Source organism: Alkalihalobacillus alcalophilus ATCC 27647 = CGMCC 1.3604, assembly GCF_000292245.2.
In the GTDB taxonomy this organism is placed as follows: domain Bacteria; phylum Bacillota; class Bacilli; order Bacillales; family Bacillaceae_D; genus Alkalihalobacillus; species Alkalihalobacillus alcalophilus.
This window is the reverse complement of the sequence record NZ_ALPT02000011.1, coordinates 1-16498: the sequence shown is the minus strand read 5'-3', so window position 1 is coordinate 16498 and position 16498 is coordinate 1. Positions and strand designations below refer to the sequence as shown.

Annotated in this window: 24 protein-coding genes and 1 pseudogene; 20 read left to right on the top strand and 5 right to left on the bottom strand. The window is 36.0% G+C overall.

The genetic code is table 11. The features are described from left to right. Positions 1–24 precede the first annotated feature (24 nt). The 3 genes from BALCAV_RS04340 (at position 25) to BALCAV_RS04330 (ending at position 2254) form a co-directional block, all read left to right on the top strand. Positions 25–1374, top strand: a complete 1350-nt coding sequence (locus BALCAV_RS04340; RefSeq protein WP_003323979.1) for a gluconate:H+ symporter — start codon at positions 25–27, stop codon at positions 1372–1374. Positions 1375–1615: 241 nt separating this feature from the next. Then, entirely contained in the window at positions 1616–1891 is a 276-nt protein-coding gene (locus tag BALCAV_RS04335; protein ID WP_003323978.1) for a hypothetical protein, read from the top strand. 120 nt (positions 1892–2011) lie between these two features. Further along, the gene (locus tag BALCAV_RS04330; RefSeq protein ID WP_003323977.1) at positions 2012–2254 is read left to right on the top strand and encodes a hypothetical protein; all 243 of its coding nucleotides are present in this window, start codon (positions 2012–2014) and stop codon (positions 2252–2254) included. 85 nt (positions 2255–2339) lie between these two features. Here the strand turns inward: BALCAV_RS04330 and BALCAV_RS04325 are convergent, their stop codons facing one another. Next, a complete protein-coding gene (locus BALCAV_RS04325; protein WP_003323976.1) occupies positions 2340–3080 on the bottom strand; it encodes a hypothetical protein in 741 nt (246 codons plus the stop codon). A gap of 307 nt (positions 3081–3387) precedes the next feature. Here BALCAV_RS04325 and BALCAV_RS04320 point away from each other — a divergent pair, with 307 nt between their 5' ends. The 3 genes and pseudogenes from BALCAV_RS04320 to BALCAV_RS21505 all read left to right on the top strand — a co-directional run. Further along, entirely contained in the window at positions 3388–4143 is a 756-nt protein-coding gene (locus BALCAV_RS04320) for a class I SAM-dependent methyltransferase (protein ID WP_003323974.1), read from the top strand. Positions 4144–4192: 49 nt separating this feature from the next. Then, positions 4193–4453, top strand: coding sequence for a PspC domain-containing protein (locus BALCAV_RS04315; RefSeq protein WP_326938287.1), 261 nt, complete (start codon positions 4193–4195; stop codon positions 4451–4453). 247 nt (positions 4454–4700) lie between these two features. Next, a pseudogene (locus BALCAV_RS21505) lies at positions 4701–4784 on the top strand (IS200/IS605 family transposase); the annotation flags it as partial. A gap of 18 nt (positions 4785–4802) precedes the next feature. On the opposite strand, the gene BALCAV_RS04310 reads toward BALCAV_RS21505, so the two are convergent. Continuing rightward, the gene (locus BALCAV_RS04310; protein WP_003323971.1) at positions 4803–5567 is read right to left on the bottom strand and encodes a hypothetical protein; all 765 of its coding nucleotides are present in this window, start codon (positions 5565–5567) and stop codon (positions 4803–4805) included. Continuing rightward, positions 5554–5772: a helix-turn-helix transcriptional regulator gene (locus tag BALCAV_RS04305; protein ID WP_003323970.1), complete on the bottom strand. Its 219-nt coding sequence runs from the start codon at positions 5770–5772 to the stop codon at positions 5554–5556. The genes BALCAV_RS04310 and BALCAV_RS04305 overlap by 14 nt, the downstream gene beginning before the upstream one ends. Before the next feature lie 214 nt (positions 5773–5986). On the opposite strand from BALCAV_RS04305, the gene BALCAV_RS04300 reads away from it, so the two are divergent. From BALCAV_RS04300 to BALCAV_RS04275, 7 genes are read left to right on the top strand one after another with little or no spacing between them, the layout of a single operon-like run. After that, the gene (locus BALCAV_RS04300) at positions 5987–6973 is read left to right on the top strand and encodes an HD domain-containing protein (RefSeq protein ID WP_003323969.1); all 987 of its coding nucleotides are present in this window, start codon (positions 5987–5989) and stop codon (positions 6971–6973) included. A gap of 31 nt (positions 6974–7004) precedes the next feature. After that, entirely contained in the window at positions 7005–7292 is a 288-nt protein-coding gene (locus tag BALCAV_RS04295; RefSeq protein WP_003323968.1) for a hypothetical protein, read from the top strand. A gap of 42 nt (positions 7293–7334) precedes the next feature. Next, positions 7335–8204: a serine/threonine-protein kinase gene (locus tag BALCAV_RS04290; protein WP_003323967.1), complete on the top strand. Its 870-nt coding sequence runs from the start codon at positions 7335–7337 to the stop codon at positions 8202–8204. After that, complete coding sequence (locus tag BALCAV_RS04285) at positions 8197–8652, top strand: GNAT family N-acetyltransferase (RefSeq protein ID WP_003323965.1); 456 nt, start codon at positions 8197–8199, stop codon at positions 8650–8652. The genes BALCAV_RS04290 and BALCAV_RS04285 overlap by 8 nt, the downstream gene beginning before the upstream one ends. 10 nt (positions 8653–8662) lie before the next feature. After that, positions 8663–9118 carry an NUDIX domain-containing protein gene (locus BALCAV_RS04280; RefSeq protein WP_003323964.1) on the top strand — a complete coding sequence of 152 codons (456 nt, stop codon included), beginning with the start codon at positions 8663–8665 and terminating at the stop codon, positions 9116–9118. Next, positions 9119–9229 carry a VOC family protein gene (locus BALCAV_RS23215; protein WP_003323963.1) on the top strand — a complete coding sequence of 37 codons (111 nt, stop codon included), beginning with the start codon at positions 9119–9121 and terminating at the stop codon, positions 9227–9229. Between the two features lie 25 nt (positions 9230–9254). Next, the gene (locus BALCAV_RS04275; protein ID WP_040323582.1) at positions 9255–9455 is read left to right on the top strand and encodes a hypothetical protein; all 201 of its coding nucleotides are present in this window, start codon (positions 9255–9257) and stop codon (positions 9453–9455) included. A gap of 3 nt (positions 9456–9458) precedes the next feature. Here the strand turns inward: BALCAV_RS04275 and BALCAV_RS04270 are convergent, their stop codons facing one another. Further along, positions 9459–9665: a DUF4017 family protein gene (locus BALCAV_RS04270; RefSeq protein ID WP_003323962.1), complete on the bottom strand. Its 207-nt coding sequence runs from the start codon at positions 9663–9665 to the stop codon at positions 9459–9461. Positions 9666–9794: 129 nt separating this feature from the next. Between BALCAV_RS04270 and BALCAV_RS04265 the strand changes: the two genes are divergently transcribed. From BALCAV_RS04265 to BALCAV_RS04250, 4 genes are all read left to right on the top strand, one after another. After that, positions 9795–10586 (top strand): MerR family transcriptional regulator, encoded by a 792-nt coding sequence (locus tag BALCAV_RS04265; RefSeq protein WP_003323961.1) that lies wholly within the window; start codon positions 9795–9797, stop codon positions 10584–10586. Positions 10587–10771: 185 nt separating this feature from the next. Next, positions 10772–11314, top strand: a complete 543-nt coding sequence (locus tag BALCAV_RS04260) for a histidine phosphatase family protein (RefSeq protein ID WP_003323960.1) — start codon at positions 10772–10774, stop codon at positions 11312–11314. 96 nt (positions 11315–11410) lie between these two features. Continuing rightward, positions 11411–11914, top strand: coding sequence for a hypothetical protein (locus BALCAV_RS04255; RefSeq protein ID WP_003323959.1), 504 nt, complete (start codon positions 11411–11413; stop codon positions 11912–11914). A gap of 81 nt (positions 11915–11995) precedes the next feature. Further along, positions 11996–12610 carry an NUDIX hydrolase gene (locus BALCAV_RS04250; protein WP_003323958.1) on the top strand — a complete coding sequence of 205 codons (615 nt, stop codon included), beginning with the start codon at positions 11996–11998 and terminating at the stop codon, positions 12608–12610. Between the two features lie 32 nt (positions 12611–12642). On the opposite strand, the gene BALCAV_RS04245 is transcribed toward BALCAV_RS04250, so the two are convergent. Next, a complete protein-coding gene (locus BALCAV_RS04245) occupies positions 12643–13521 on the bottom strand; it encodes a LysR family transcriptional regulator (RefSeq protein ID WP_003323957.1) in 879 nt (292 codons plus the stop codon). Between the two features lie 124 nt (positions 13522–13645). Between BALCAV_RS04245 and BALCAV_RS04240 the strand changes: the two genes are divergently transcribed. From BALCAV_RS04240 to BALCAV_RS04230, 3 genes are all read left to right on the top strand, one after another. Further along, the gene (locus tag BALCAV_RS04240; RefSeq protein WP_003324622.1) at positions 13646–14734 is read left to right on the top strand and encodes a citrate synthase/methylcitrate synthase; all 1089 of its coding nucleotides are present in this window, start codon (positions 13646–13648) and stop codon (positions 14732–14734) included. A 210-nt stretch (positions 14735–14944) separates the two neighbouring features. After that, complete coding sequence (locus tag BALCAV_RS04235; protein ID WP_003324621.1) at positions 14945–15409, top strand: GNAT family N-acetyltransferase; 465 nt, start codon at positions 14945–14947, stop codon at positions 15407–15409. A 341-nt stretch (positions 15410–15750) separates the two neighbouring features. Beyond that, positions 15751–16068 (top strand): hypothetical protein, encoded by a 318-nt coding sequence (locus BALCAV_RS04230; RefSeq protein WP_003324620.1) that lies wholly within the window; start codon positions 15751–15753, stop codon positions 16066–16068. Positions 16069–16498: the final 430 nt, after the last annotated feature.

Genomic DNA, 16498 nt, shown 5'->3' with positions numbered 1-16498 from the left:
TCTTTTACTTGGGGAAGTGAGAAAATGCCTTTATTAATTGTTGCTTTAGGTGTTGTGGTTTTATTAATCTTAATCATGAAGTTTAAGATTAATACGTTTATTTCATTAATCGTTGTCGCGTTTTTTATTGCTTTAGCACTTGGAATGCCTTTAGCTGATATTGTTAAATCGATTGAATCAGGCATGGGTGGAACATTAGGAGGAATTGCCCTTGTATTTGGTTTAGGGGCTATCCTCGGTAAATTAATTGCAGATGCTGGAGGGGCCCAGCGAATTGCGATGACATTAATACATAAATTTGGTGAAAAAAATATTCAATGGGCGGTCGTGGTTGCCTCCTTTATTATTGGTATTGCTCTATTCTTTGAAGTTGGATTGGTTTTATTAATTCCAATCATTTATCAAATTGCGAAACAAGTTAAAATGCCGATTTTATATTTAGGGCTTCCAATGGTAGCAGCCTTATCAGTGACACATGGATTTTTACCGCCACATCCTGGTCCAACCGTTATTTCGCAAGAGTATGGGGCTAATGTTGGGATGGTCTTACTATATGGTTTTATTGTAGCGATTCCTACGACAATTATTGCAGGTCCGCTCTTTACAAAAGTGGCTAAAAAATACATTCCATCTGCCTTTGAGAAAATGGGTGGGGGAAGTATGACTGAAATTGGCGATGCGAAGCAGTTTAAATTAGAAGATACACCTGGATTTGGCATTAGTGCATTTACCGCTTTATTCCCGGTCATTTTAATGGCAGCGGCTACTGTCGTATCATTATTAGAAGAATCGCTCGCTGATGCCAGTTGGTTTTTTGATGCAATTGCCATGATTGGTGCTCCAACAACCGTTATGTTATTATCCGTTTTACTTGCGATTTATACGATGGGAGTTGCTAGAAACATCCCGATGAAAGATGTTATGAAATCGGCTGAGAATTCGATTAAAACAATCGGAATGATGCTGTTGATTATCGGTGCCGGTGGTGCTTTGAAGCAAGTATTAATTGATGGGGGAGTCGGTGATTATGTCGCAGTAATTTTTGAAGGAAGCACGATTTCTCCTCTTATTTTAGCGTGGCTCATTGCCGCTGTTTTAAGAGTTGCTCAAGGGTCGGCGACAGTCGCTGCTTTAACTACTGCGGGTCTCGTTATTCCAATGATGCAAGGCTCAGATGTCAACCTTGCTTTAATGGTACTTGCAACAGGAGCAGGTAGTATTATCGCTTCACATGTGAATGATACGGGTTTTTGGATTATTAAAGAATCTTTTGGTTTAACGATCAAAGAGACATTCGCGACATGGACAGTATTAGAAACCGTTATTTCCATTAGTGGTTTAGCATTTGTATTACTTTTAAGTTTATTTGTATAAAATGAATTATTCGGAAGTAGTTCTTGTGAGCTGCTTCTTTTTTTTGTTGGGAAAAAAAGGAGAAAGCGTGATTTACAGCGAATAGTAAGGATGTGTTTGAACAAAATTGGGACATTGTGGATTTTTGGCCGGGCTTGGTGTGTAAAAAAGGAAGAGGAACGCCGTCCAAACGATCCTACAAAAGCTTAGTTGCAAACAGCAAACTAATAAGAAGGCTAGTTCAAAGAAAAGGAGCAATAGGATGAATCAACCATTACCAAAAATGTTCTGGTTTAGTTATGCGATTGTGTTTATTTTGGAAATTAGTTTAGTGCTGTTTTTTATTTCTTCAATCGTTGATATACTCCCGTCCACAGTGGTGATTTCGTTAGTAGCGATGACCTTTTTTCACCCCGTTTATATAATCGTGACAGCCTTTCTTTTAAAGCTGAAAGGATATGAAGGGATGACGATATTAAAGGCGGTTATTGTCATGATATTACCACTATGGTTAGCATGGTTAATCATATTTGTTTAAATAGAAAGATCAGCTTTGTAATGCATAGGTTAAGAAATTTTGAGCTAGATGATAAAGAGCATATTTATAACTAACAACCGTGCTAGCAAAGTGAATGAAAAGGGGAGAAGGTGTGATAGATTGATTATAGAGGTAGATGGCTGTTTTTTTAAAGAGAGGGTTTTATTAAAGGGAAAAAGGTGTACAATGAAGCAGCTTCGTCAAAAGTATTTTCAAGTGAAAAGCACTGGTTGTCAATTAGAGGACCTGCCTAACCTTTTTTGCCGTATTCATAGCTTTGAGAAGTTAGTAGCTGATGAAGATCTTGAAGTAGATTTTGTGATTGACCTGGATACGGATCGTATTTATGCCCCGAGATATTAAGGTGCTTAAGGTGAAAATTCATTGAGGTTATAGACAGATAAGAGAACAAGCTACTAAAAGGTTTAATTAGTAGCCTGTTTTAGTATTATAATTGATCTTCTTCACCGATAATGTCATACGGTACTTCGATTTCAAAATCTTCATTAACTCGCTGGAATTCGATTTCCATAACGGCTTCTCTTGTGACCCCGTTTGCTTCTTCAATTAAAGTGAATTCAAGTTTTTGGAGAGCGAATGGCTTTTTCTGAAATTGTATGGTTAGATGCATTTCTTTAATTACATCTTCGTATAAGTCAAACCCTAAAATTTGGGCGAATTTTTCGAAGGCTTCGGCGTTATATTCAGTGTAGTTAAGTAAATAATAGTCCCTAGTCTCTTCAAAGTCTGCATTTATTGGAACCGTGACACTATTAATTGCGTCAATGACAAGATTATAATCTGTAAGAAAATAGAAATGCATCTGCTCGGTCGTCCAATTCTCATCATACCAACCGTTTCCGAGCCAGTTCACAAAATGCTCATCACCATTAAAGTAAGCAAAAGTTTCATATTGCTCTGTAATATAATCCTCCTGCATCTCAATAAAGCCTTTGCTTTCCTTAAGGTCAATTTGTCCTTGGACCGTCAGTCCCCCATAATCTTGAACATGTCCATTTGTCTCTGTCACTTGTACGGAAATCTTATTTTCTACAATATAGGTTTCAATCGTTTCGGCAGTTTCATTCATTTCATCCAATAAATTTTCTTTTGTAATGGAATTACATCCAGTTGTAAAGAAAAGCAAGGTTGAAATAGTAATTACTGTTTTAAACCATATATTCCTCAAGTAAATTCCTCCCTTAAAATAGGTGGAAGCCATTTGTAATATAGCTTCATAAATTAACTAGCACGTTAAAGCATATTAAAAAAGAGGGAAAACGTGCTTGGACATAGGCTCTGTTTTCACAAAGTAGGAAAAGGTACTTAAGACTTTTTAATAAGAAAGGACATATGACTATTAGGTTTGAAAGAGTGTGGTTGGAACAAAACGAAGGAAATGTTGTGCTGGCGTTTTTACGGTTTATATTGGCATTTAAGCAAAGGAAAAAACGCATGCCTTATCGAATACGATCTCAAGAAAGGGGGGAGGATGATTGAAAGATACACGAGGTATTCTTGAACTGAACAAAAATAGTTGGGAGAAAGCCGCTGAGCGATTTTTTGGAAGAACGGCATTGCCAGAGTATGGCCCATTAGCACCAACGGAAAATGAGCTTCAATTATTAGGAAACATTTATGAACAAAAGGTGCTGGATATTGGTTGTGGGAGTGGACATTCCCTACAATATATGGGTGATTCTGGGGCAAAGGAATTATGGGGAATAGATTTTACAAAGAAACAAATTGAGACGGCAAAGATTCTTCTACAACATCAGAAAGTTGATGTGCAACTGTTTGAAAGTCCAATGGAACAGAATCCGGGCATTCCTGATAATTATTTTGATATTATTTATTCGATCTATGCATTAGGTTGGACGGTCAATCTAAAACAAACATTAGAAAATATATATCGTTATTTGAAACGCGGCGGTACTTTTGTCTTTAGCTGGGAACACCCAATGCACGATCGAATATTTTATAATGAAGAAGTAGGCTATATCTTGAACAAGTCATATAATATCGAAGGACCAGAATTAAATGAGGCTTGGCATCAAGAGGTCGTCATTTATCACCGTAAACTTAGTACATATATTAATACGTTGATCGAAACAGGGTTTACAATTGAGAAGGTGATTGATGATGTAGCCTTACCTAATGACCATACGCCGACTCAGCCTAATAAGTGGTACTCGACGGAAAAAGCACAGCTCATCCCCGCAACATTTATTATAAAAGCATCCAAAAAGTAGCCGTTTGTAAGGTGGTATTAACGAGCACTCTGTAACGTAGTGGTAACCTATGGGGTGTTTTCTGTATGAATTTAATAATTGCAACCTTTCTAATAATCATTACGTAAATCTAATTAGAAGTTTTAAAAAGGAAGGGGAAATGGTTATGAGATTAAGAAAATCATATGATGACCGAGTTATACTTGGCGTGTGTGGTGGAATTGCAGAATATTATAATGTATCATCTTTCCTCGTCAGAATTTTATTTATAATTCTTCCTATTTCGCTTGTTGCTTATGTGATTATGGGTTTACTTTTACCTGATTATTAAAGATAAATCCAATTCATCGTGGCGATCCTGCCACTAGAGCCCACGGGAGCCTCTGTATGACTCGCCTATTATGATAGAGGGGGTCATTATTTAATGCTTGGTATCTTCGCCTTCTTTTTTTGAAAGTGAAAATCTAGACTTGAATTAGGGTTCGAAAAGCTTATAGCGAGGTATTAAAAAACTCCTACAAGGTGCTAAAATATATTTTGGTTCGCCAACCAGAATATCAAGCACTTGGAGGAGTTTTATGTCAAAAGACACTAATAGTTTAGCACATACAAAGTGGGATTGTAAGTATTATATTGTTTTGGCACCTAAATATAGAAGGCAAGCTAGGGAGGAGACTTTTTCAGTAGTCTTCTTTCTCACATGTCACCGTGCTTAAAGAAAATAAGCTTTCCGTTTGATAAATAGCTGTAGCTCCCTCATTCAAACACGCTTCAAACTTCGCTAGATTTTCTTCTTGATTCTGATGGATTTGGAATAGTCTAAATGTGACTAGCGAGCTTATGATCAAGAGCACAGCAACAGTTGTAATGATGACCGGTTTTTTAGTGACTCTCTTTTGAGGTGCTTTTTTATTTTGATGAGAAAACTTGTATGTTCCTTTAATGTATTTATAAACATCACGATAAAAAATTAAATTATGAGCGATGATAATTAGGAAACCGAATGTAATAAAGAAGTAACGATTGAGTGGAAACATCATCAGCATAATAAGTAGTGGTACTGCTTGGGTATATAAGATATAGACTTTTTTGGTCGCTCTTTCGGTTACTTTTTGAAGCATTTCATCATCTTCAAGAAATTCTGCCTGTTTGATTAAGCTAAGAGCATCGATTTTTTGACTTGGATTCTCATTATTATGTTTTATTATTCTGGTTGCATAAATGATTAAAAATAAGGTGATAAGAACAAAGCCAATGATGATGGCATATAAAGCAGGTATGTTCCAATTTGTTACGACTTCTCCATCAATGATTTGAACAAACTCATCCATCCTATAGAAAAAGATATCGGTATAATAAACGACCCCATACATAAAAATCATAAGAAAAATCATTAAAACAGCATTCCATAAAGGAATTTGGACGCGAAAATCACTTAATTTCATCTGTATCCTCTCCTTCTAACCAAAATAATTGATCAACTTTTATTTCTAAATGTTTTGCTAACCGTAAAGATAAGGCAATAGAAGGGGAGAAATCGCCTTTTTCAATAAAACCAATCGTTTGCCTTGTCACTCCAACACGATTGGCCAATTCCGTTTGCGAAAATCCATGTCGAGCCCTTAATTCCTTTACACGATTTCGAAGCATCAGATCCTCCTAATAAATGAAAATGATGTTAATTAATATATACAAATTGTAAATAATACTTAACATTAAGTCAATGATTATTAACAAAAAGTCAGAAATATATAAATCTAAAAGGAGTAGTATTATAAGGGGGAAATAACTCTGGCTATTTACACAAAATTAGATCCATTGTTATAATGAATATTCTTCCAATTCGGATAATGAAGGAGACGATATGATAACGATTAATGAACCGCTCTATCCTCATATACAACCACTAGACTGGGAAAATGATCTTTTTTCCTCAAGGTATGTCAGGCGCTTAAAGCATTTAGCTCACTATGGTGGGGGAGCCTTTGTTTCTCCCGTAATTCATTCACGTTTTGAGCATACAGTCGGGGTTTGGAAACTTGTTGTTCATTTCTTTCCTAACGATTTACCACTTCGAGCAGCGGCGATTCTTCATGACATCGGGCATTTACCTTTTTCACATGCCGTTGAGCGAACTCTTAAGCTTAATCACCATCAACTAGCAAATCAGTACATACAAAGTAACGAAATTGCTCAGATCTTAAATAAAGTAAACCTTCAACCAGACGATATTATTCAATTGCTTAATTCGCAATCTCCATTAACGGGAAGTGTGGAAGTACTTGGGCTTGACCATTTAGATAGCTTTTTCCGTGATAATTATATGAACGGTACTATTCATCAATCTGTCTACTCCCTTTTAGAAGAAATAAGCTGTTCAAATGAAGGGATAAGTGCTGATGAAGCAACGGTTAGTTGTTTACTTGAACTCATTTACAATGATCATCAAATGATGTTATCGCCTTTACAGTTAGCTGTTGATCGTTTGTTAGCAGAAGCGGTCAAGCTCCATTGGCCTGAACCAGAAGTCGATTTTCCTTTTTATATTGATTCTGAGGTGACTACAAAGCTTCTCGAATCGCCCATTCCAAAGGTAAAAAAAATTATCGATACATTATTATTTGAACCGAACAAAATCAATATTTCTGAAAATGTTACAGATGAAGGTATTTTGATTCAGCCAGGGAAAATCTACGGAAGATTGCCTTTAAAAAATGGACAATCAATTGAGCAGACAAAAGAAGGTAGAGGCCATAAAGAGCGGTTAGCCTCATTTCTTAAAACTTATGAGGTAAATATTTTAGATGAATATTTAGGAAAGGAAAACATGAAGAAGCCTATGTCTAGTTAACTATTTTAGGCTATGTTTATGGGGACTGAAAATGAATAAAAAACTGAATAGGGAAGAAGCTCTTAGTCTCCTTCAAAGAACGTATAAACCAGGGGTTACTCTGCCAATTCTTATGACCTTAATTGGAATTGCAGTGTATGGTGGGTTATGGTTGGATATAAAAGATGGCCATTATAATAGAATAGGTTTATTTTCTGCTGTTATCGCCCCACTTATGATTGTCATTGGGAGTATTTGGACAGCCTTTATTTTTAGGATGTTTCAGTATAAAAAAGAATTGAGAGATTATAAGAAAGATCCAGCCAGATACGAATGGTAAGCTGTACATAATAATTTAAGTTCCAGATGGAGGGAGCAGAGCATGAATCAAGTCTCTTTAACGATGGATGGAGTCGAATTTCACTTAAAGGAAGATCATGATTTTAGCTGGATTACAAATTATGGAGAAGTATTTAAAGTATTTGATCAACAAGATTCGGGCAATATTTGTTTTGGTGTAAAAAAAGCTGGAAAGAAATTTTTTATCAAATATGCTGGAGCAAACACACTGAAGTTTTCTGATGATATCGAGGAAGCGATTCGAAAGTTAAAAGAATCTGTTCCGATTTATGAAACATTAAAACATTCCTCATTAGTTCGATTAATTGATTCTGGTGAAATTGGTCAAGGGTATGCTCTTATATTTGAATGGTTTGAAGGGGAGGGTTTGTATCCTCAAGGTGAGTTTGCCAAAACAGAAAAGTACACTCATCCAGACTCTCCTTTTTATCGGTTTAAACAACTTCCGGTTTCAGAAAGAATTAAGGTGATGAGTGAAATCATCCAATTTCATGTTCATGTTGAGGAAAAGGGTTATGTTGCGATTGATTTTTATGATGGCAGCCTTATGTATGATTTTCAGCAAGAGCAGCTGAAAATTTGTGACATCGATTATTACCAGCAAAAGCCTTTTATTAATCATCTTGGTCGCTTATGGGGTTCTTCAAGGTTTATGTCTCCAGAGGAGTTTCAATTAGGGAGTGAAATTGACGGCAGAACGAATGTATATAATATTGGTGCAATGGCTTTTTGTTTATTAGGTGGAGAACTGGATCGTTCATTTGTTAAGTGGGAAGCGAGTAAATCTTTATTTGAAGTGATGAAAAAGGCTGTGGAGAAAGACCGTCAAAATCGTTTTGAATCACTCAAGCAGCTAGCGGATAAGTGGGAGGCAGTGTTGCACCATGATTAAATTAATCGATCTCAAAGATAAACTCCAGGCGGAAACGGCTTTGAAGTTACAAAAAGCGGCTTATCAAGTTGAAGCTGAGCTCACTAATTTTAAACAAATACCTCCGCTTCAGGAAACACTTGAGCAGTTGCAGCAATCAAAGGAAACCTATTATGGATATTTTCAAAGAGCAGAGCTTTGCGGATTTATTACATGTAAACGGACAAGGGGAGTGCTCGACATTCATAAGCTCGTTACACATCCAAGACATTTTAAAAAAGGCATTGCCCAGGCACTTCTTGTTTATGTTGAGAAAGAAATGGACGGACTTGAGATCATCAGCGTTGCAACAGGAACAATGAATGAGCCTGCTATACGTTTTTATAAGAAAAATGGATTTAAGGAAGTCAGAAAGCAAGTAATAACTGAGCAATTTTCAATGACTCATTTTAACAAAAAGGTACTATGAGGAGGAACATATGACTGAAATTAGACAAGCAGTTGGAGCGATAGTCTATCATGGTGAACAGTTTTTACTCGTCCATAAAACCAAAATCAATACGAAAAACGGGAAAGAAGCGATTGTAGGTGAATGGGATTTTGTGAAAGGAAAGGTAGAGAAAGAGGATGGAAATCTAGAAAAGGAGGTTTTACGTGAATTAAAAGAAGAAACAGGCTCTGAGTGTTATAAAATCATGAAGTCATTTGATGAAAAAATTGAGTTTGTCTTTCCAAGTGAGATTCAGAGAAAAATAGGCTTTGAGAAACAAGAGACGACGATGTTTTTAGTTGAGTTTAAAGGTGAAGAAGCACTCGTACCCATTGATAGTGAAATTAGTTCCGTTCGTTTGGTCGATAAAAGTGAAGTAGTAGCCTTGTTAACACATGAGGAAACAAAAAGATATTTTGAAAAGCATTTTGTTGGAGTGGTGTGAATGTTAGACCGGATTAATACGATTTGTGTGACGGTAAGTGATTTAGATAACTCGCTAAACTGGTATGCAGATAAACTGAAGCTTAACGTCATTTATCGCGAGGACGATTAGGCGATTTTAAAGGTGGGTAACTCTCATGTTCCCTTTACAATCGAGGTTGGAGAAGTTAAAGCGAGTGCTTCAGTTTATCCAATCTTTTTTTAGTGACATAGAAAAAGTACATCGTCAATTAAGGAAACAAGATGTTATTGTTACTGATATTGTTCAAGTGGGGGCGAATACTTTTTTTGACTTATTTGATTTAGATGGAAATAGGCTTCAAATCTGTTTTTGTTAAGGTTTATTCATCTTCCTCGTCTGTAACGGCTTTGTTACTCTTAATGACAAAAACTGTAATGATGGTGACGATAATAAAAGCAGGAATTGCATACACTTGACCAACAATTAATTTCCAAAAGAAAGTGTTATACCCTTCTGGTGCGGGAAGTAAAACGGCAATAATACAGACGACTACATACATAAATAAGGCTGGAAGTAAATTTTTCAAGAAAAAGCCCCCTCTCACAGTTTTTTTGTAAATCGTTCATTAGCACTTGTGCCTTCCGTAACGTCACATGGTAATGTAAGAAATATATTGGTCAACAGGCAGTGCGATTTAACAAAGGAGTGATTTGGAATGAGTATGGGAAATCCAACTTATACGATTAGCGAATTTGGACGTAAAACAGGGATCACAGTCAGGACACTACGATTTTATGAGGAAATTGGCTTACTTATACCTACTGAGCAAAATCAAACAGGACACCGCTTATACGGACTTGTTGAACTGGCGAAATTGCAACAAATCCAATCCTTGAAGTTTATCGGGTATTCCCTTCAAGAAATTAAAGAGTTGTTAGGAAAAGATGAGGATGCTTTAGCCAAACTTGAAAATTCACTTCCGATGCAGCATCAACTATTAACAGAAAAGCGAAATGAATTAAATCAGGCAATTGAAGCGGTAGAGCACGTACAAACTTTAATTAAAGAGGGAAAGCCTGTGACATGGACCGTTTTAAGTGCCTTGTTATATCAAATGGAACATGAACAAGAGCAAAAAGAGTGGATGAAGGAGAATATGCCTAGGGAGTTAGTTGAACAGTTTTTTAATTTACCAAAAGAACAACAAAAAGCAGTCGATATGGAAATGCTTGATGTGTTGGCAACGATAAAAGAGTTAATGAAAAATGGGGTAGCACCAAATTCTAACGAAGCATTCCAAGTGGTAATTCGGATGACCGATATCATGACAAGAAACATTGAGGATAAAGAAGCACTACTTGAGCAATTTGAAAAATTTGAAGTAGAATTTGTTATGTCTGAGGCTGAGTTTCAAGTACCGAATTTTTTTACGAAAGAGGAAGAAGTTTGGTTAGATGAGGTTGGTAAGGCAATGGAGGAACAGTTTAAACAATCAAAATTTGAGTAATTTACTTTTTATAGAGTGATAGATCGGATAGAATAGAAGGGATAGGTCTCATGTAGGAGATCTTATCTCTTTTCTTTTGGTGAGGTGGATAGGTACATTATAATAAGGTAGTGAATAAAAGTTACAAAAAGGGGAGCATTATTGTTGAGATTTATAGTTTTATGAAAGGAAAGGAGTGAGCCGAAATGAAAAAAATCTATCTCGTTCGTCATTGCTCAGCTATTGGTCAAGAGCCTGAAGCTGAACTAACGGAAGTGGGTATTGAGCAAGCGAAGATGTTAGTTGATTTTTTCTCTGATAAGAATATTGACCGAGTCGTTTCTAGTCCATTTAAGCGGGCCTTACAAACGATTGAACCTTTTTGTGAACAAGAGGGGAAAACGATTCAAGTCGAAAATAATTTAAGAGAACGAGTGTTAAGTACGCAGGATATGCCTGACTGGTTTGAAAGATTAAGAGATACATATGATGATAGGGATTTGAAATTTGCAGGCGGTGAATCTAATAACGAAGCAGCGATAAGAGTGATGGCTGTTCTTGAAAGTCTTATAATGGACGAGGGTGTTAATCATGCTGTTGTCGTTACACATGGAGGGGCCCTGTCATTAATTTTGAATCACTTTGATGAAAGCTTTGGTTTTGAGCAGTGGCAAAAGCTGAGTAATCCGGATGTTTTTGTACTAGAAATACAGAAAGAAAGTCCTACTATTAGAAGAGTCTGGTCTTAATAATAACTTTTATTGACTAAGAGGGTTTTAACTAAATGATTGTAGCATCAAATTGGGGATTGAATTCAATTAACATAATGCAAGGAGGAAGAGTGGTTGTTTAAAAGCAAGAACGTTTTATTCATTTTATTTGTCTTATTAATAGCTTCAGCAGGAGCCTTTTTTTACATGGCAAATCGCCCCCCATTAATTGCTACACCTAGTCTCCCTATCCATTTGGATGGAAAGCAGGTTCAAATCGTATCCGTAGGTAATCAAAGTAGAATCGGGAATATTCGGTTTGTAGAAGTATTAATTAATGATAATGAAATTCCTTTAGGAGTTAAAATCCAACAGAGTAATGTTAAGAGAGGTTTTTTGACAAACGATGTTTTAGTAGATAGCGATGAAGGTCACGTGTTTATTCCGATTGCGGAGGCTCAGATTCCTCGTAATACGAATCCGAAAAAGCAACTCGAGGAGATGTATACGGGACAAGTTGAAGAAAGTGAAGTAGATACATACGCAATACATATTGTACATAATGATAACATAAGAGAAGTAGTGATTAAATATCGACATTTTGCTTCTGAACTAGAAAAAAGAATTCGATTTTTTTAATAATGGAAAAGGAATGTCACTCGCTCCAATTAGCATTTTTTAGTGAAAAAGGTTTACATAGCAAAAGGAGTTTTTTTGGAGATGGAATACTTACAAGTTTTTAACGATATACGAGAGCCAGTGGGAATCAAGTCACGGGATGAGGTGCATCGTTTTGGTTATTGGCATGAAACCTTTCATTGTTGGTTCGTTGGTGAAGAAGCGGACAAACCGGTCATTTATTTTCAATTAAGAAGTAAGCTCAAACAAGATTACCCGGAGCTATTTGATATTACGGCCGCCGGTCATTTGCTGGCAGGAGAAACAATTAATGATGGAATTCGAGAAGTTCATGAAGAGCTTGGTATAGAAGTCAAAATGGAAGACCTCATTCCACTTGGGGTTCTTGATTATTGTGCAACAAAGGAAAATTTTATCGATAAAGAAATAGCTCACGTTTTTCTTTATACTTTTGCTGGCTCATGGAGCGATTTTGATTTGCAGGAAGAAGAAGTGTCAGGTGTTTACCGAGCATATTTAGATGATTTTGAAAACCTTTGTTTAAAAAATGAGAACTATCTAAAAGTAGAAGGTTTTGAAAGAACAGTTGATGGAGAGATGGAAAGGATTGAACAAGAAGTAAGCCTTGAGCAGTTTGTTCCACATGATCAAGGCTTTTATCAAAAGCTTCTGCAACTCATTCGTCTACATATATAAAAGGAAATGGCTAAGGTAAAAGTCGCTCCGAATTAAAAACGGTATTTTGAAACAAAGGATAAAAAATCCCTTTGCTGCTGGTGTTCATATTTCATCACAGCAAAGGTTTTTGCTGTTGGTAAAGGAAAGGAATACGTTTCGACTTCAAGCAAACGACCTTCCATGAGCTCACGGCGAACAGTAGATTCAGGCAAATAAGACACACCTAAACCTTCCACGATAAACCGTTTCGTAATATGAATTTGTGAAACCTTCATTGTTTTGGTAGAAGGGTAAAAGACTTTGATGTGATTCATTAATTCATTCCAATAGCCAGGGTGATGATGGGTGAGGAGATAGTTATTTAATAAAAGTTCCTCTTCATCTAGGGGAAGAGCAGATTCAAAATCTTGTCCATCATGTGGTGCGACAAAAATAACTTTATCCTCATAAAGTAATTGATTCGTTATTTGTGGATGATAGCTTTCTAAACAAGAAAAACCAATATCAACTATTTCTTCTAGGACGGCATTTTCAATATCAACCGATTCAATAATTTTTACTGAAATCTCAACCTCTGGATAATGTTTTACATATTGTTTTAAAACATAAGGAAGAATCGTATCAGCAATTAATGGAGAAATGGCGATCGTTAGCTTACGGGAAAAACCTTGATTATATGATTGAAGGTCAGAAATGCCCTCTTTATAAATTGAAACGAGCTGTTTGGCATGGAGATAATATCTTCTTCCTGCCTCGGTAAGCTTTAGCTTCTTTCCATTTCGTTCAAATAAAAGCGTCCCTAACTCTTTTTCCAGTTGTTTAATATGGACTGTAACAGATGGTTGGGAAATAAACAGTTGTTCTGCTGATTTTCTGAAATTAAGGTTTTCTGCTGCGGTAATAAAGGTTTGTAGCCAAGTGAGCTCCATCTAATTCACCCTATAATTAATATTTTTAATTAAATTAATTAATATTATTTAATTTTATTAATCGATTATACGATATAAAATGAGTTTATTGAAGGGTTATTCACATTTAGGGAGGAAATCAATTATGTTCAATCAAGGTTTAAAAGGAGTTATTGCTACACAAACCGAAATTAGCGATATTGATGGAGAAAAGGGAAAGTTAATCTACCGTGGATATGATGCAAAAGAATTAGCAAACAATTATCGCTTTGAAGAGGTTGCTTATTTATTATGGTACGCTAAGTTACCGATAGAAGATGAGGTTATTCAATTAGAACAAAAGTTGAAACAGGATCGTGTGCTGTCACCAAAGTTAAAGGAATGGATTTGTTCCCTACCTCGGAATATGGATATGATGAGTGTATTACGAACAACTATATCTTTATTAGGAACAAATGAATTTCAGTGGAAACCAACATTAGATCAGGCGATTCAAATCAGTGCCCTGGTGCCATCTATTATTGCTTACCGTTACCATTTTATGAAGGGGACAAAGTACAATGAACCATTGTCACATTTGAATCATATTGAAAATTATTTATATATGTTGACAGGAGAAATACCATCTGTTGCGATCACAAAAGCACTTGAAGCTTATATGATATTAACATTAGAACACGGCTTAAATGCTTCAGCTTTCTCGGCACGAGTGACGGCATCGACAGAATCAGACCTCGTTTCAGCAATGACTTCGGCGATTGGCACAATGAAAGGACCATTGCATGGTGGAGCTCCATCGGGAGTCTTGGACCTTCTCGATGAAATTTCTGTTAAAGAAAGAGCGGATAAAGTTATTAGAGAAAAGTTAACAAAAGGTGAAAAATTAATGGGATTTGGTCATCGTGTTTATAAAACACATGATCCACGCTCTGTTGCTTTAAAAGAAAAGTTACAGCAATCACAAGGACAGGATGCTTCATTGGATTTAGCTGTTCATGTGGAACAAGTGGCTGTGAGGTTATTAGAAGAATTTAAACCTGGTCGAGCTCTGTATACGAATGTGGAATTTTACGCAGCAGCGATTATGAAGTCAATCCAGTTAGACGTCGAGCTTTTTACACCAACTTTTACAGCCAGTCGAATTGTCGGTTGGACGACACATGTGTTAGAGCAAGCCGAGTTTAATACGATTTATCGACCACAAGCAGAATATATTGGGAGATTGGACAGATAAACGGTTCAACTGTTTTGGTTGTTTGTTGAGGAGAAGGGGTTTTGTGAAAAGCAAATAGGTCAGACGCTACCTGTTCAAGAACTGTTGAGCTCTGTCGTTTTTTGTCTATCATTATTTTTCTAGAATGATAACGAGCTTCCTTAAATAAGGTAAGATAGACGAGAAATATTTATTTGTTAAAGAATGACAGATGAAAGGTGGCTCACATGGATGAAAATCAGACCGTACCAAGAAACAGATCGAACGTTTATTTTAAAATTATCTAGCCGCTTTAGTGATTTTAAGCTTATGAGCTATCGAGATGAAGAACAGATGAAAAGGGTTCAGTTTGAAATTGCAAGACAGTCATTGGAGCCAAGGTCTACTCAAACAGAAATATTTGTGGCGGAAGAAAATAATGGGGAATTGATGGGGTATATTGAACTTGGATCAAGTGAAGATTATTTTACTGGAAAAGTTCAAGGCTATGTCTCCTCTGTTGCCGTTTCTACTCAAGGAGAAGGAAAAGGTGTCGGAAAAAAGTTAATGAATACTGCTGAAGAATGGGCAAAAGATAAAGGGTTTAAGCAAATTGTCTTGGATGTCTTTACAGGCAATGAAAGAGCGGTTCAATTTTATGAACATTTGCAGTATGAAGCAGAAATTGTCAAAATGGTGAAACAATTGCCTGAATAAGTGTGATAACAAGCAGTCGAGTCTAATGTTTTTTAGATTCGGCTTTTTTATCTACTTTAAGTTATTTCCATTAGGCTCACTAATTGTTGAGGGAAATACATTGTCAAGGAACAGGCTGGTTATAAAATAAGTCTTTCATGTTGATAAGTTAATGGAAATCACTCATGATTATCGCAAAACGTTCATAAGCTTAATAGAGATTAAGTAGTTTGTAGAAGAGATATATTCATAGAGAAGCAGGTGAAAAACCTATGGATGGAGAAGTAATTTATAAACTTTCATTCTGTACAAGTCTTCAAAACAAGTAAATAAAAAAGGAGCATAATAAGGGGGAATTCAAAATGACAGCTATTGATTTAGCTTATTTCGCTTTTGTCCTTGGTTATTTGATTTCATTTTTCGTCAGTTATCACTTAGGTGCCAAAAGAATTGAGACAAACAAGAAATTATTTCCCTATCTTTTTCATACTGCTCTGTTTAACTTTGTTGTAAATGTTTTGCTTGTAGTAATTTGGTTCTTTTACTCGTTTCAAAAGGATCCTCTTTTGTTTTTTGGTGGAGCAACACTAGCGATTTTCCTAATCATTTTGAGTCAACTATTGTTAACGGTTTTTCTTTATAAAAAAAGTAAGGATGTTGTATCAAATACGCCTATTTGACTAGAGCAAATTATCAGCTGTGAATAAAGGTAAGAGCTTTCCATAGATTTTTCTCATGTTATTATTGTGACCCTTGGTTATGTTTTCGAAGGACATGATGATGACTTTTTTAATGGGAAATGAAACTAAAGGATTAGAATTAAGTGCTGGAATATGTATGCTGCTTAAAAGTTCATCAAGAGCTTTTGAGTAGCTTTTTTATTTGCAATATCATTTGTTGAAGTCACGTACTGTTAATTTGCGTCACTAGTTATTCGCACCATAATTCGTTCAAAGCGGCAATGACATTACGTATTCCAGATAATACGCACCGTAATTCGTTCAACGCGTCTATTTCATTACGTATTCCAGATAATACGCACCGTAATTCGTTCAACGCGTCTATTTCATTACGTATTCCAGATAATACGCACCGTAATTCCGTCAAAGC

Bases quoted from the DNA above. Each gene is read 5' to 3' on its own strand.
- BALCAV_RS04230 (WP_003324620.1), top strand. From the start codon at position 15,751: ATGACAGCTATTGATTTAGCTTATTTCGCTTTTGTCCTTGGTTATTTG.
- BALCAV_RS04250 (WP_003323958.1), top strand. From the start codon at position 11,996: ATGGAATACTTACAAGTTTTTAACGATATACGAGAGCCAGTGGGAATC.
- BALCAV_RS04310 (WP_003323971.1), bottom strand. From the start codon at position 5,567: ATGAAATTAAGTGATTTTCGCGTCCAAATTCCTTTATGGAATGCTGTT.
- BALCAV_RS04285 (WP_003323965.1), top strand. From the start codon at position 8,197: ATGATTAAATTAATCGATCTCAAAGATAAACTCCAGGCGGAAACGGCT.
- BALCAV_RS04315 (WP_326938287.1), top strand. From the start codon at position 4,193: ATGGGGTGTTTTCTGTATGAATTTAATAATTGCAACCTTTCTAATAAT.
- BALCAV_RS04305 (WP_003323970.1), bottom strand. From the start codon at position 5,772: ATGCTTCGAAATCGTGTAAAGGAATTAAGGGCTCGACATGGATTTTCG.
- BALCAV_RS04235 (WP_003324621.1), top strand. From the start codon at position 14,945: ATGAAAATCAGACCGTACCAAGAAACAGATCGAACGTTTATTTTAAAA.
- BALCAV_RS04295 (WP_003323968.1), top strand. From the start codon at position 7,005: ATGAATAAAAAACTGAATAGGGAAGAAGCTCTTAGTCTCCTTCAAAGA.
- BALCAV_RS04340 (WP_003323979.1), top strand. From the start codon at position 25: ATGCCTTTATTAATTGTTGCTTTAGGTGTTGTGGTTTTATTAATCTTA.
- BALCAV_RS04245 (WP_003323957.1), bottom strand. From the start codon at position 13,521: ATGGAGCTCACTTGGCTACAAACCTTTATTACCGCAGCAGAAAACCTT.
- BALCAV_RS04275 (WP_040323582.1), top strand. From the start codon at position 9,255: ATGTTCCCTTTACAATCGAGGTTGGAGAAGTTAAAGCGAGTGCTTCAG.
- BALCAV_RS04300 (WP_003323969.1), top strand. From the start codon at position 5,987: ATGATAACGATTAATGAACCGCTCTATCCTCATATACAACCACTAGAC.
- BALCAV_RS04290 (WP_003323967.1), top strand. From the start codon at position 7,335: ATGAATCAAGTCTCTTTAACGATGGATGGAGTCGAATTTCACTTAAAG.
- BALCAV_RS04260 (WP_003323960.1), top strand. From the start codon at position 10,772: ATGAAAAAAATCTATCTCGTTCGTCATTGCTCAGCTATTGGTCAAGAG.
- BALCAV_RS04240 (WP_003324622.1), top strand. From the start codon at position 13,646: ATGTTCAATCAAGGTTTAAAAGGAGTTATTGCTACACAAACCGAAATT.
- BALCAV_RS04335 (WP_003323978.1), top strand. From the start codon at position 1,616: ATGAATCAACCATTACCAAAAATGTTCTGGTTTAGTTATGCGATTGTG.
- BALCAV_RS04280 (WP_003323964.1), top strand. From the start codon at position 8,663: ATGACTGAAATTAGACAAGCAGTTGGAGCGATAGTCTATCATGGTGAA.
- BALCAV_RS04265 (WP_003323961.1), top strand. From the start codon at position 9,795: ATGAGTATGGGAAATCCAACTTATACGATTAGCGAATTTGGACGTAAA.
- BALCAV_RS23215 (WP_003323963.1), top strand. From the start codon at position 9,119: ATGTTAGACCGGATTAATACGATTTGTGTGACGGTAAGTGATTTAGAT.